We start from the raw sequence: 12,531 nt of genomic DNA, 5'->3' as shown, positions 1-12,531 counted from the left end.
ATCCCCGACACACCGTTGACCGTCTTGAAAGGCTGACTTCTCCATGTCGTATCTCCTGCACATCGACGCGTCCTCGCTCGGCGAGGCATCCGTCTCCCGTCAGGTCGCCCGGTCCTTCCGTGCCGAGTGGAAGGGCGCGGTCGTCCACCGTGACCTGGCCGTCTCGCCCGCGCCGCACCTGGGCGCGGCGGGCATCACCGCCCGCACCGCCGACCCTGCCGAGCGCACCCCCGAGCAGGCGAAGGCCATGGCGGTCCAGGACGAGCTGATCGAGGAATTCCTAGGTGCCGACGCCTACTTGTTCACCGTGCCGATGTACAACCTCACGATGCCGTCCGTGTTCAAGGCGTGGCTGGACCAGATCATGGTCGACGGCCGCACCCTGAACTTCGACGGGCCTCCAGCCACCGCGGGCCGCCCGGCCGTGCTGATCTCCGCACGCGGCGGCGGCTACGGCCCCGGCGCCCCCAAGCACGGCATGGACCACCTGGTGCCGGCGCTGGAAACCGTCCTGGGCCACCCGACCAACCTCGGCCTCGACGTCACGACGGTCACGCCCGAGCTGACCATGGCTCCGCACGTGCCGATGCTGGCTCCTCTCCTGCCCCTCCACGAGGCGTCGCTGACCGACGCCCACGCCCAGGCACGCAGCCTGGCCACGGCCATTGGTGGCCGGAGGGCCGCCTGACCGGTCTCGACCATCTCCCGACCGGCCCCGGCCGGTCCCGAAAGGCAATCGATCACCATGTCCAACCTGCTCGTCCTCGGCGGCAACGGCCGCACCGGTATCCACGTCCTCAACGAGGCCGCACGGCGCGGCCACCGCGTCCGGGCCCTCGTGCGCAACCCCGACGTCGTCCAGGCCCCGGCCGGCGTCGAACTGATCCGGGGTACGCCCGCCGACATCGACGACATCCGCAAGGCCGCCAAGGGAACGGAGGCGGTGATCAGCGTGCTGAACAACGCCCGCGCCTCCGACAACCCGTGGGCCAAGCCCGTCACCCCGCCGATGTTCATGACCGACGCCGCCCGCAACACCCTGACCGTGATGGGGGAGGAGGGCATCCATCGGATCGTTCTCACCTCCTCGCAGGGCGCAGGCGACGACTGGGCCCGGCTCAACCCGCTGGTCAAGGCGTTCATCAAGATGTCGAACATCAAGGCCGGCTTCGAGGACCACCATGGCGTCGACAAGGTCGTGCGAGCGTCCGACGCCGACTGGACCCTCGCCCGAGCCGTCGCCCTCACCGACAAGCCGATGAGTGGCCCGCTGCGCGCCGCCGAGGCCGGCACCGAGAAGCCGGGGGCGCGGATCAACCGCGCCGACCTTGCCCGCTTCCTCCTCGACGCGCTGGAGAAGGACACCTGGAACCGCAAGGCACCCCACGTCTGGAACGCACGCGCCTGAAACAGCCGTCTCAGGTGGGCAGTTCGAAGCCGAGCGCTGCCGCCGCCTCCTTCGGGGTCGGCTGCGTCCAGCGCTCGGCCATCGCCTCGTTCGAGGCCAGCGACCGCAGTTCGGCGCGGTCCAGGTAGAGCATCCCGCCCAGGTGGTCCGTCTCGTGCTGGACGATCCGCGCGGGCCAGCCGGTGAACACCTCGTCCAGCGGGCGGCCGTGCTCGTCCTCGCCCGTCAGCCGTACCTCGGTGTGCCGGGCCACCACCGCCTGCCAGCCGGGCACGCTCAGGCAGCCCTCGAAGAAGGCGGCGCGGGCGGGGCCGACGGGCTCGTACGCCGGGTTGACCAGCACCCGGAACGGCTGCGGCACCCGGCCGCGGGCCAGCCGTACCTCCTCCGAAACCGGCGCCGGATCCTCGATCACCGCGATCCGCAGCGGGACGCCGACCTGGGGCGCGGCGAGGCCGACGCCCGGTGCCGCGTGCATGGTGAGACGCATGGCCTCGATGAAACGGGTCAGCAGCGCGGGGCCGAGCTGGCCGTCGTAGCGCTCGGCGGGGCGGCGCAGGACCGGGTCCCCGGCCGCCACGATCGGCAACGGGCCGTCCGTGGAGAGGAGTTGTTCGAGCCGGTCGGCCAGGGGAGTCGGGTCAGTCGGAGTGGGCATGGCGTCAGGATGCCACGACAACCACCCCTGTGACGCAGGTCACTTGGAGCGCCGGGAACTCGACGTCATCCCGCTCCGACTACTGGACCGCTACAGCAGAAAAGCGTCCCCAGCCCGGAGAGGCCCGCCGATGTCCACCGCTCCCTCGACCACCACCACGGACGAGGTCCCGCCCCCCGAAGCCCCGGCACCGGCCCGCCGCACCTGGGCCTCGCTGCGCCCGCTGGTCCTGCGGCTGCACTTCTACGCCGGAGTGCTCGTCGCACCGTTCCTGCTCGTCGCCGCCGCGACCGGCTTCCTGTACGCCGCCGCGTTCCCGGCCGAGAAGATCGTCTACGCGCACGAACTGACCGTCCCCGTCGGCGAGGAGAAGCTGCCGGTCTCCGCGCAGGTAGTCGCCGCCCGCAAGGCCCACCCCGAGGGCACGGTCACCGCTGTACGGCCCTCGCCGGAGGACGACGCGACCACCAGGGTGCTGCTGTCCGGCGTCGAAGGCGTCGACGAGACCCACACCCTCGCCGTCTTCGTCGACCCCTACACCGGCAAGGTGCGCGGCGCGCTCGAACAGTACGGCTCGACCGGCGCGCTGCCGTTGCGCACGTGGATCGACGAGTTCCACCGCGACCTGCACCTCGGCGAGACCGGCCGCCTCTACAGCGAACTCGCCGCGAGCTGGCTGTGGGTACTCGCGGGCGGCGGCCTGGTGCTGTGGTTCTCCCGTCGCCGTGCCCGGCGCAAGGTGCGCGGGACGAACGGCCGCCGCCGCACGCTGGGCCTGCACGGCACCGTGGGCGCCTGGGCCGCCGCCGGGTTCCTCTTCCTGTCGGCGACCGGGCTGACCTGGTCGGCGTACGCGGGCGCCAACATCGACGAACTGCGCACCTCGCTCGGCGGTGCGACGCCGTCCCTCTCGGCGACGGTGGGCGGCGAGCACTCCGGCCACGGCGCGTCGGCCTCCGCGGGGGAGGCCGAGCAGGGCGTCGGCCTGGACAAGGTGCTGGCGGCTGCCAGGGCCAAGGGCCTCGGTGACCCCGTCGAGATCGTGCCGCCCGCGGACGCGGAGTCGGCGTACGTCGTCAAGCAGATCCAGCGCAGCTGGCCGGAGAAGCAGGACTCCGTCGCGGTGGACCCCGCCACCGGCGAGGTCACCGACGTGCTGCGGTTCGCCGACTACCCGGTGCTCGCCAAGCTCACCCGCTGGGGCATCGACCTGCACACCGGTGTCCTGTTCGGCCTGGTCAGCCAGATCGCCCTGATGCTGCTCACGCTCTCGCTGATCCTGCTGATCGTGTGGGGCTACCGCATGTGGTGGCAGCGCGGCCGCGGCTCCGCCTTCGGACGGCCGCTGCCGCGCGGCGCCTGGCAGCAGGTGCCGCCGCAGATCCTCGTACCGCTCGCGGCCCTTGTCGCCGTGGTCGGCTACTTCGTCCCGCTCCTCGGGATCTCCCTGCTGGCCTTCCTCGCCGTCGACATCGTGCTCGGCCAGATCGCCCACCGGCGCGGGCGGCGGAGCTACGGAACTGCCCGGGGGGAGTAGAGATGCGGGCGGCGGACCCTGTCCGCCGCCCCCGCTCTCAGGCAGACAGCGCGGCCAGCTCCTTGTTGGCCCGCTCGGTGACCAGGCTCAGCACGCGCCCGGCGGCCGCCAGGTCCTCCACGGGTATGTCGCCCCAGATCCGGGCGGAGATCTCCGCCTGCTCGGTGCTGGACTCGGTGAACAGCTCCCGCCCGGCGTCCGTGAGACGGAGCCGGGACGCCTCGGCGGTGATCAGTCCCTTGGTGGTCAGCTCCTCGACGACCGCTTCGGCGTCTTCCGCTTCCACCTTGAGGGAGGTGACGACGTACCCGACGACTTCGTCGCGCTCGACGGGGGCTTCGGCCGTGGCGACGACCCTGAGGGCGATCATCTGCTGGAACGTGGTGCCGTACCGGGCCAGGACGGTCTCCAGGACGCCACGGGCGGCGTAGTGGGCCAGTCCGAGGGTGCGGGCGTCGGCGTTGGGTGCGGTGGTGGTCATGATGGCTCCTACTTGTCTTCACTGTCGTTGCCGAACGGATCAAGAGGTGCGTCGAGCAGGGCCGCGAGATCGCGCCTGAACTCCCGTGTCCGGTCGCTGTCGAGACCGCCGAGCGGCTGCAGCAGCTGGTCCAGGAGCCCCTGGACGACCGTGATCGCCTGCCCGGTCCGCTCGCGGCCCTCGTCGGTGAGGGCCAGCTGCACGGCGCGCGGGTCGCGCGGGTCGCGGGTGCGTTCGAGGAGACCTGCGGCCTCCAAGGTGCGGGCCAGCTTGGAGACGTACAGCGGTTCGAGTCCGGTGTGGTCGGCCAGGCGTCGCTGACTGGGCCGCTCCCCGCTGCGCTGCATGCCGTACAGCGAGGCCACCAACGCGTACTGCGCGTGGGTGAGCCCCAGTGGGGCCACGGCCCGGTCGACCGCGACCCGCCACTTCGTGGACAGCCGCCACACCAGGAAACCGGGGGAGGCCTTCTCGGAACCCTTGCTCATGACGGATACAGTACATGGCTACTATGTACATGGCTACTATTTTCGGGTGAGGGCCCCGAAGTCGCCGGGAGTTGGCCTGACGGACGGGCGTCCAGGGGCTAGGTTGGGCGCCATGAGCAATCTTGATCGCGAGGCGGTGCCCGCAGTGTGCGGCGGCCGTGGCTTTGTGGTGGCGGAGCCCGTGCGCGAACTCCTCAGCCCTCGCCGGGTCAAGCTCGGCGAGTCCTCCGAAGTGCGCCGCCTGCTGCCCAACCTGGGCCGGCGCATGGTGGGTGCCTGGTGCTTCGTCGATCACTACGGCCCCGACGACATCGCCGACGAACCCGGTATGCAGGTGCCCCCGCACCCGCACATGGGCCTGCAGACGGTGAGCTGGCTGCACGAGGGCGAGGTGCTGCACCGCGACTCCACCGGCAGCCTCCAGATGATCCGCCCGCGCGAGCTGGGCCTGATGACCTCGGGCCGGGCGATCAGCCACTCCGAGGAGAGCCCCCGCTCCCACGCCCGCTTCCTGCACGGCGCCCAGCTGTGGGTCGCCCTCCCGGACGGCAGTCGCCACACCGACCCGCGCTTCGAGCACCACGCCGAACTGCCGACGGTCACGGCACCCGGCCTGACCGCCACGCTGATCCTCGGCGACATGGACGGCGCCACCTCGCCCGGAACGACGTACACGCCCATCGTCGGCGCCGACCTGGCCCTCGCCCGCGGGACGGACGTACGCCTCCCGCTGGAGCCGGACTTCGAGTACGCCGTGCTCGCCATGTCCGGCGAGGCGCACGTCGACGGCGTCCCCGTCCTTCCCGGCTCGATGCTCTACCTCGGCTGCGGCCGCACCGAACTCCCGCTGCGCGCCGAGTCGGACGCGGGCCTGATGCTCCTCGGCGGCGAGCCGTTCGAGGAGGAGCTGATCATGTTCTGGAACTGGATCGGACGGTCCCAGGAGGAGATCGCACAGGCGAGGCGGGACTGGATGGAAGGGACGCGGTTCGGGGAGGTGAAGGGGTACGACGGTGCCCCGCTGCCGGCCCCCGAGCTGCCTGCGGTGCCCCTGAAGCCGCGCGGCAGGGTGCGCTGAACTGCGGAAACTCACGCACAACCGCCCCGGACGGCAAGTCCGGGGCGGTTGTGCGTCGTCACCAGTTCATCGGCAGACCGGTGATGAACGAGGTGAGCCGGTCGGAGATGACTCGGTCGTCGTGGGCCGAGTAGTGCCAGTCGCAGCCGAGGAAGTCCAGGCCCGAGTGGTCGAGGAACCAGGAGCGGACCCCGCTGTCGCCGGAGTCGTTGCGTGCCTTGACGATCTGTTGGACATCGTCGGCGTACTCGCCGGCGCCGACGGCCACGATGGTGGTGCCGGACCCGTACCGCGTCCGCAGCTTCTGCAGGAAGTCGCCGTAGGCGCTGCGGTAGGCGGCCGCGAGGCTGTCGGGCGTCCACGACTCACCGGGGTTGAGAGTGGAGAAGTCGTTGGTGCCGAGGTTGACCACCACGAGCTGGGGGCGCCAGGTGCCCGGGTTCTGCCAGACGTCGCCGGACACGTTCTGCAGGGCGCGGTCGTAGAAGGTGCGGTACGTGACGTCCGGCGAGCTTCCGCTGGCGTTGCGCACCATGCCGAGGCCCGAGTAGCCGTTGATCTGGTAGTCGGCGTCCAGCTGCCGGGCGGTGAGGGCGCCGTAGCTCACGTCGGTGTTGGTGTTCCGCCTGAGCTGCTCCGAGGTGCAGGTGCGCGAGGTCGAGAGGTTGCCGTAGCCCACCGTGAGGGAGTCGCCGATGAACTCGATCTGGCGGTTGCGGGCCGTCGGTTTGCTCAGGACGGCACCGCCGGGCGCGGCCACGAAGCCTCCGAACGTGCTGGTGTCCCCCGGCGTGTCGTTGCGCTTGACGAGCCGGACGGTGTGCGTGCTGTTCGACAGGCCGTTGATCCAGTGCGTGGTGTTGCCGGGCGTGACGAGCGTGGCGACGGTGGTTCCGTCGACCTGGACGTCGTAGTCGGCGGCCGAGTCATTGAGCACGATGCCCACGCCGGTGCCGCTGACGCGGCCCTCGAAGTACACGCCGGGCCAGCTGTACTGCACGGTGTTTCCGGCGTCCTTGACCCGCCCCGCGGAGTGCGCCTGTGCCAGTACGCCCGTCGCGCGGACCAGTTGCCACTGCTGGTTGGCGCCGCCCCAGTCGGTGAACTGCACGACCTTGGCGCCGTCCGCGGTGGAGGCGTTCTGCACCTCGACAGCCCTGCCGCTGTTGCGGTTGATCAGCCGGACGTACCCGTCCGACGAGTCGGCCAGCCGGAACTGCTGGTTGGTGCTGTTGGCATCGCCCCACTGCACGATGTCCGCGTGGTCGGCGGTGGAGTAGTTCAGGACGTCCAGCACCTTGCCCGAGTGCTGCGCCTTGAGCCGGTAGTAGCCGTCGCCCGAATCGACGAACTGGAAGCGCTGGTTGGCGCCGTCGTGGCGGGTCCACTGCGAAAGGCCCGCCCCGTCGGCCGTGCTCGCCCCGGAAACGTCCAGCGCCTTGCCGCTGCCCCGGTTGACCAGCACATACCAGGCGCCGGTGTCCACGGTGTCCACGGTGGCCGCCCGCGCCGTCCCGGCGGTGCCCAACGCGGTCATGAGCGCCGCCAGCAGGGCGGTCACCGCCGTCAGCACCCCCGTGCGCGACCCGCCTAATGTCAGATGCATGCCATCTCTTTGCATTCGAGTCCGTTTCACTGAATGTGGCCGACGCCCGAGGCGGCGGGCTGTGCCGGCTACAGCGCGGTGAAGGTCCACAGCAGGTTGGTGCTGCTGCCGTAGGTCCACTGCTTGGTGATGGATCCCGAGTCGACGTTGCCGCCGCCGTCGAGGACCAGGCCGGTGGTGCGGTTGGCGACCGAGTAGCGTTCGCCGCCCCGGTGGGTGATCGTCCACTGCTGGTTGGTGCCACCGTTCCAGGGGGCCTGCCTCGCGGCGGAGCCGTTGGCGGTGGCGCCCCAGCCGTCGGCGACCATGCCGTTGGTGCGGTTGACCAGCCTGTAGTAGCCGTTTCCGACCGCCTCCGCGTGCCACTGAAGGTTGGAACTGCCGTTCCAGGTCCACTGCTTGAGGTTGGACCCCGAGTCGACGTTGCCGCCGCTGTCCAGCGCGAGACCGTTGGTGACGTTGGTGATCCGGAAGTACGTCGCCGGGTTGAACTGGACCTTCAGCGAAACGATTTGGTCGTTGTTGCCGGTGACCCTGAGGTCGGGACTGTCGGCGGTGAACGTCCAGGAGGTGCCGGTGAAGTTGTCACCGGAGTAGCCGATCACTTGGTAGCCGGGGGCGAGCCGGAGGGAGGAGACGGTGCCCGGTCCCGGACCGGCCGCCCTCAGGTCGGCCGCGGTGTACTCGCCGAGGGCGAGCGCGGCGGCCCTGCCGGTGTAGTCGACGTCAGGGAAGACGACGGCGCCGACGAGCGGCTTCAGGGCGGGGATCGCGCCGGAGAAGGCGAGCTTGAGTACGTAGGCGCCCGCGCTGTACGGCGCCGAGGACGGCAGGGTGACCGTGAGGCCGGAGGAGCTCTGGGTCGGCGTGGGCAGGTCGATGTAGGTGCCGGCCGTGTTGCCGAGGAGCTTCACCGAGGTCAGCGACGAGAGGTTGATCCTGTCCGAACCGAGGGTCTTGATCGTCAGTGAACTGCCGGGCCAGCCCAGGACGGTGGCGTACAGCACGTTGTCGGCCTTGTTGCGGGTGAAGCGAATGTCCTGCGGGGTGCCGGCGGTCGGGGTGGTGAACGAGCCGCCGCCCATCTTTGTCGGGCCCTCGCCGTACACCGTCCAGGCGCGGGTCGCGTACACCGACTCGCCGAAGCGCTTCAGGTGGTCGCCGATACCGAGCAGGATGTCCTTCTGCGCCTGGGGGATGGTGCCGTCGGCCATCGGCGCGATGTTCAGCAGCACGTTGCCGTTCTTGCTGACCCGGTCGATGAACGAGTGCAGCATCTGCTGGAAGCTGTAGTAGCCGATGCCCTGGGTGTAGCACCAGCTGCTGCTGGAGATGCTGTCGTCGGTCAGCCAGTACGGGGCGGTGAGGTCGCCGGGGCCGCCGCGCTCGTAGTCGAAGACCTCGCCCTTGCCGTGCATGCCGTCCTTGTACGTGGTGACGACCTCACGGCCCCAGGCGTTGGCCTGGTTGTAGTAGTACGCAAGGAAGTTCAGGCGCTGTTGCTCGTCGACGGCGTCCAGATTGAAGTCCTGCCACAGGATGTCGGGCTGGGCGCGGTCGACGACCTCCTTGAGCTTGTCGAACCAGAGCTGGTTCTCCGCGGCCGAACCCAGCTGCCCGTAGAGCTTCTTGAGGCTGGTGTCCGTCTGGGCGGGGACGTGCTCGTAGAAGCCGGTGAAGTTGTACGCGTGGTGCATGGCCACCAGCAGCTTCAGGCCCTTGGCGCGGATGGCCGTGGAGAACAGCCGCAGCAGGTCGAGACCCGGGCCCTTGTCCACCGAGTTCCACTCGTTGACCTGGCTGTCCCACATGGAGAAGCCGTCGTGGTGCTCGGCGACCGGGCCGGCGAACCTGGCGCCGGCGTCGACGAACAGCTGCACCCACTCGTCGGGGTCGAACTTCCCGCCGGCCGACTTCAGCTTCGGCGCGAACTGGACGGTGTTGCCCGCCAAGTCCTTGGCTCCGTTGATGAAGTTGTGGTACGGCCATGCCGACGGCTGGCCGTAGGTGGCGATGTGATGCCGGTTCGCGTTGCTTCCGGCCTGGTACATGTTGCGCGGGTACCACTCGTTGTCGAAGGCCGGGACGCTGAACGCGCCCCAGTGGAAGTAGATCCCGAACTTCGCGTCCTGGAACCACTCCGGAGCGGGCGGGTGCTGGTCGACCGAGTTCCAGTCGGGCGTGTACGTGCTGGGCGCCGCCTGGGCGACGCTGCCGCCGAACACACCTCCGGCAACTGCCGCGGCGGCCACGCAGGTTGCGCCGGCCAGGAAGTGACGTCTGTTCATCGAGCTCGACATGGGCACATCCCTGATGCGGAAGGGGGCAGGGGGAATGGTGGGCCACGCATGAAGGTCGGCCATGCCGCCCTGGGATGTCAACCAGTGTGCAGGCAATTGATGGGATGGATCTCGGGTTCTGGCTGTCGCCCCTGACTTGCGAGTGGGCCATGAGCTGGAATTTCGTGGTGGATCAGGCGGAGGTCTGGACACCGGCCCGGGGGGCCTCTATAAAGACATCCCATCAATGTTGTGCGGCGATACGCAGCTGTCGTCCAGGTGAAACATCTCCCGCTACGGGACCGGCGCGAGGAAGCACCGATGAGACTCAGAACCGCCCTCTGTTCCGCCGTCTCCGCCCTGTCCGCACTGGCACTGCTCAGTGCGTGCGACAGCGGCTCCGCCACGTCGGCATCGTCGAACGGCGCGCCACTGATCGGCGTCGACTACCCGCGATCCGACACCGACTTCTGGAACTCCTACATCAAGTACACGCCCCAGTACGCGAAGGAGCTGGGGCTGGAGACGAAGACGACCAACTCGCAGAACGACGTCGCCAAACTGACCGCCAACGCACAGACGTTCATCAGCCAGGGGGTCAAGGGAATCGCGATGGCCCCGCAGGACACCGCCGCCATCGCGCCCACGCTCGCGCAGCTGGAGGCGAAGAAGATACCCGTCGTCACCGTGGACACCCGCCCCGACACCGGCAAGGTGTTCATGGTCGTGCGCGCCGACAACCGCGCCTACGGCGAGAAGGCCTGCCAGTACCTGGGCACGAAGCTCGGCGGCAAGGGCAAGGTCGTCATGCTCCAGGGCGACCTGTCCTCGATCAACGGCCGTGACCGCACCGAGGCGTTCAACGACTGCATGAAGAAGAACTACCCCGACATCAAGGTGTTCGGCGAGGCCACCAACTGGGACGGGGCGGTGGCGGCGCAGAAACTGCAGACCGATCTGACCGCCCACCCGGACATCAAGGGCATCTACATGCAGTCCAGCTTCGCCCTCTCCGGCACGCTCCAAGTTCTCAAGCAGAGGGGCCTGTTGGTGGACCCGGAGGACAAGAAGCACGTCTTCGTCGTCTCCAACGACGGCATCCCGGAGGAGCTCAAGTCCATCGGCGAGGGCAAGATCGACGCCACGGTCTCCCAGCCGGCCGACCTCTACGCCAAGTACGCCCTGTACTACCTCAAGGCCGCGATCGACGGGAAGACGTTCAAGCCCGGCAAGACCGACCACGACAGCACCATCATCCAGGTCCGCGACGGCCTGCTGGAGGACCAGCTCTCCGCCCCGCTGGTCACGGCCGACGGCGGCACCTACGGCGGTGTGCCCAGCGTCAAGAGCGACGACAAGTCGCTGTGGGGCAACAACCTCGGCTGACACCTCTCCGGGATCCAACGGCTCACGAGAACAAGGCGGTTGAGATGAGAGACGGGGAGCGAGCAGTCACCCCCGCGCCCGCCCCGGCGGACGACGGACGGGCCTCGGTGGGCCCGCCCGTCGTCGAGGCGACGGGCATAGTCAAACGATTCGGTCCGACGGTGGCCCTGAGCGGCGCCCGGATCACCATCCGGCCCGGCGAGACCCACGCGCTCGTCGGCCGCAACGGGGCCGGCAAGTCGACCCTGGTGTCGGTCCTCACCGGCCTGCACGCCGCCGACGAGGGAACGGTCACCTTCGGCGGCAGGCCGGCCCCCCGGCTCAGCGACCGTGACGCCTGGCGGCAGCGCGTGGCCTGCGTCTACCAGAAGTCGACGATCATCCCCACGCTGACCGTGGCCGAGAACCTCTTCCTGAACCGGCACGACCAGGGACGGGGCCGGCTCATCAGCTGGCAGGCCACCCGTCGCCGCGCCCAGGACCTGCTGTCGACGTGGTCGGTGGACGTCGACCCGCAGACACCCGCCAGTGAACTGAGCGTCGAACAGAGGCAGTTCGTCGAGATCGCCCGTGCGCTGTCCTTCGGGGCTCGGTTCATCATCCTCGACGAGCCGACCGCCCAGCTCGACGCGGCTGCCATCAACCGGCTCTTCGACCGCATCCGCGACCTGCAACGCCAGGGCGTGACCTTCCTGTTCATCAGCCACCATCTCCAGGAGATCTACGAGATCTGCGACATGGTGACCGTCTTCCGCGACGCCCGGCACATCATCACGGCGCCGGTCGCCGAACTGCCCCGCGCCGACCTGGTCGCCGCCATGACCGGCGAGGCGGCGGCCGACCGGCAGGGGGAACGGGCGAGCACCCTCACGCCGGGCGCCACGGCCGCGTTGAGCGTCCGCGCACTGCACGGCGACGCGTACCACGACGTCAGTTTCCAGGTCGGCGCCGGAGAGATCGTCGGCCTCGCGGGCGCCGCCGGCAGCGGGCGCACCGAGGTCGCCGAGACCGTCGTAGGGCTGCGGGTGCCGGCGGCGGGCGAGGTGGAGATCGCCGGGCGGCGGCCCCGGCCGGGCAGCGTGCCCGCCGCCCTCGCCGCAGGCGCCGGGTTCGTCCCGCAGGACCGGCACCACCAGGGCTTCGTTCCGGACATGTCGATCGCGGACAACGCCACCCTGTCCGTGCCCAAACGCATCGGGCAGGGCGGATTCCTCAGTCGCAAGCGCCGGGACCGGCTCGCCGAGGCCATGATCGAGAACCTCGCGATCAAGACCCCCGGTCCCGAACTGCCCGTCTCCTCCCTGTCCGGAGGCAACCAGCAGAAGGTCGTCATGGCCCGCGCCCTGGCCGACGACCCGAAGCTGCTGGTCCTGATCAACCCGACCGCGGGCGTGGACGTGCGCTCCAAGGAGTTCCTCCTCGGCAAGGTCGAGGAGACCGCGGCCACCGGAACCGGAGTGCTCATCGCCTCCGACGAACTCGACGACCTGCGCATGTGCGATCGGGTCCTGGTGATGTTCCAGGGCCGTGTGACCTCGGAGATCGCCCGCGGCTGGCACGACCACGGCCTCGTGGCCGCGATGGAAGGAGTGGACCTGCATGCCTGACGT

Annotated in this window: 11 protein-coding genes; 6 read left to right on the top strand and 5 right to left on the bottom strand. The window is 69.6% G+C overall.

The window, feature by feature from the left end; translation table 11 throughout:
• Positions 1-43: 43 nt before the first annotated feature.
• Positions 44-688: an NAD(P)H-dependent oxidoreductase gene (locus AB0Q90_RS03065; protein WP_363162505.1), complete on the top strand. Its 645-nt coding sequence runs from the start codon at positions 44-46 to the stop codon at positions 686-688.
• Positions 689-745: 57 nt separating this feature from the next.
• Positions 746-1,408, top strand: a complete 663-nt coding sequence (locus tag AB0Q90_RS03060) for an NAD(P)-binding oxidoreductase (protein WP_363162506.1) — start codon at positions 746-748, stop codon at positions 1,406-1,408.
• A 10-nt stretch (positions 1,409-1,418) separates the two neighbouring features.
• Here AB0Q90_RS03060 and AB0Q90_RS03055 read toward each other — a convergent pair whose 3' ends face one another.
• On the bottom strand, positions 1,419-2,066 hold the full coding sequence (locus AB0Q90_RS03055) for a peptide deformylase (protein WP_363162507.1): 648 nt from the start codon (positions 2,064-2,066) through the stop codon (positions 1,419-1,421).
• Between the two features lie 130 nt (positions 2,067-2,196).
• Here AB0Q90_RS03055 and AB0Q90_RS03050 point away from each other — a divergent pair, with 130 nt between their 5' ends.
• Positions 2,197-3,603, top strand: a complete 1,407-nt coding sequence (locus tag AB0Q90_RS03050) for a PepSY-associated TM helix domain-containing protein (protein ID WP_363162508.1) — start codon at positions 2,197-2,199, stop codon at positions 3,601-3,603.
• 37 nt (positions 3,604-3,640) lie between these two features.
• Here AB0Q90_RS03050 and AB0Q90_RS03045 read toward each other — a convergent pair whose 3' ends face one another.
• A complete protein-coding gene (locus AB0Q90_RS03045; RefSeq protein WP_363162509.1) occupies positions 3,641-4,084 on the bottom strand; it encodes a MarR family transcriptional regulator in 444 nt (147 codons plus the stop codon).
• A gap of 8 nt (positions 4,085-4,092) precedes the next feature.
• Complete coding sequence (locus tag AB0Q90_RS03040; protein ID WP_363162510.1) at positions 4,093-4,572, bottom strand: MarR family transcriptional regulator; 480 nt, start codon at positions 4,570-4,572, stop codon at positions 4,093-4,095.
• A gap of 112 nt (positions 4,573-4,684) precedes the next feature.
• Here AB0Q90_RS03040 and AB0Q90_RS03035 point away from each other — a divergent pair, with 112 nt between their 5' ends.
• Positions 4,685-5,650, top strand: a complete 966-nt coding sequence (locus AB0Q90_RS03035) for a pirin family protein (protein ID WP_363162511.1) — start codon at positions 4,685-4,687, stop codon at positions 5,648-5,650.
• A gap of 58 nt (positions 5,651-5,708) precedes the next feature.
• Here the strand turns inward: AB0Q90_RS03035 and AB0Q90_RS03030 are convergent, their stop codons facing one another.
• Both AB0Q90_RS03030 and AB0Q90_RS03025 read right to left on the bottom strand, forming a co-directional pair.
• Positions 5,709-7,187 (bottom strand): RICIN domain-containing protein, encoded by a 1,479-nt coding sequence (locus AB0Q90_RS03030; protein WP_363162670.1) that lies wholly within the window; start codon positions 7,185-7,187, stop codon positions 5,709-5,711.
• A 137-nt stretch (positions 7,188-7,324) separates the two neighbouring features.
• Positions 7,325-9,556, bottom strand: coding sequence for an alpha-L-fucosidase (locus AB0Q90_RS03025; protein ID WP_363162512.1), 2,232 nt, complete (start codon positions 9,554-9,556; stop codon positions 7,325-7,327).
• 300 nt (positions 9,557-9,856) lie between these two features.
• Between AB0Q90_RS03025 and AB0Q90_RS03020 the strand changes: the two genes are divergently transcribed.
• Both AB0Q90_RS03020 and AB0Q90_RS03015 read left to right on the top strand, forming a co-directional pair.
• Complete coding sequence (locus tag AB0Q90_RS03020; RefSeq protein WP_363162513.1) at positions 9,857-10,921, top strand: sugar ABC transporter substrate-binding protein; 1,065 nt, start codon at positions 9,857-9,859, stop codon at positions 10,919-10,921.
• Positions 10,922-10,965: 44 nt separating this feature from the next.
• A complete protein-coding gene (locus tag AB0Q90_RS03015) occupies positions 10,966-12,528 on the top strand; it encodes a sugar ABC transporter ATP-binding protein (RefSeq protein ID WP_363162514.1) in 1,563 nt (520 codons plus the stop codon).
• Positions 12,529-12,531 lie beyond the last annotated feature (3 nt).

Source organism: Streptomyces sp. NPDC079141, from assembly GCF_040686775.1.
In the GTDB taxonomy this organism is placed as follows: Bacteria; Actinomycetota; Actinomycetes; order Streptomycetales; family Streptomycetaceae; genus Streptomyces.
This window is presented reverse-complemented; position numbering and strand designations above follow the sequence as displayed.

What these genes read in the sequence shown, in the direction of transcription:
- AB0Q90_RS03065 (WP_363162505.1), top strand. Translation starts at nt 44, where the DNA reads ATGTCGTATCTCCTGCACATCGACGCGTCCTCGCTCGGCGAGGCATCC.
- AB0Q90_RS03060 (WP_363162506.1), top strand. Translation starts at nt 746, where the DNA reads ATGTCCAACCTGCTCGTCCTCGGCGGCAACGGCCGCACCGGTATCCAC.
- AB0Q90_RS03055 (WP_363162507.1), bottom strand. Translation starts at nt 2,066, where the DNA reads ATGCCCACTCCGACTGACCCGACTCCCCTGGCCGACCGGCTCGAACAA.
- AB0Q90_RS03050 (WP_363162508.1), top strand. Translation starts at nt 2,197, where the DNA reads ATGTCCACCGCTCCCTCGACCACCACCACGGACGAGGTCCCGCCCCCC.
- AB0Q90_RS03045 (WP_363162509.1), bottom strand. Translation starts at nt 4,084, where the DNA reads ATGACCACCACCGCACCCAACGCCGACGCCCGCACCCTCGGACTGGCC.
- AB0Q90_RS03040 (WP_363162510.1), bottom strand. Translation starts at nt 4,572, where the DNA reads ATGAGCAAGGGTTCCGAGAAGGCCTCCCCCGGTTTCCTGGTGTGGCGG.
- AB0Q90_RS03035 (WP_363162511.1), top strand. Translation starts at nt 4,685, where the DNA reads ATGAGCAATCTTGATCGCGAGGCGGTGCCCGCAGTGTGCGGCGGCCGT.
- AB0Q90_RS03030 (WP_363162670.1), bottom strand. Translation starts at nt 7,187, where the DNA reads ATGACCGCGTTGGGCACCGCCGGGACGGCGCGGGCGGCCACCGTGGAC.
- AB0Q90_RS03025 (WP_363162512.1), bottom strand. Translation starts at nt 9,556, where the DNA reads ATGTCGAGCTCGATGAACAGACGTCACTTCCTGGCCGGCGCAACCTGC.
- AB0Q90_RS03020 (WP_363162513.1), top strand. Translation starts at nt 9,857, where the DNA reads ATGAGACTCAGAACCGCCCTCTGTTCCGCCGTCTCCGCCCTGTCCGCA.
- AB0Q90_RS03015 (WP_363162514.1), top strand. Translation starts at nt 10,966, where the DNA reads ATGAGAGACGGGGAGCGAGCAGTCACCCCCGCGCCCGCCCCGGCGGAC.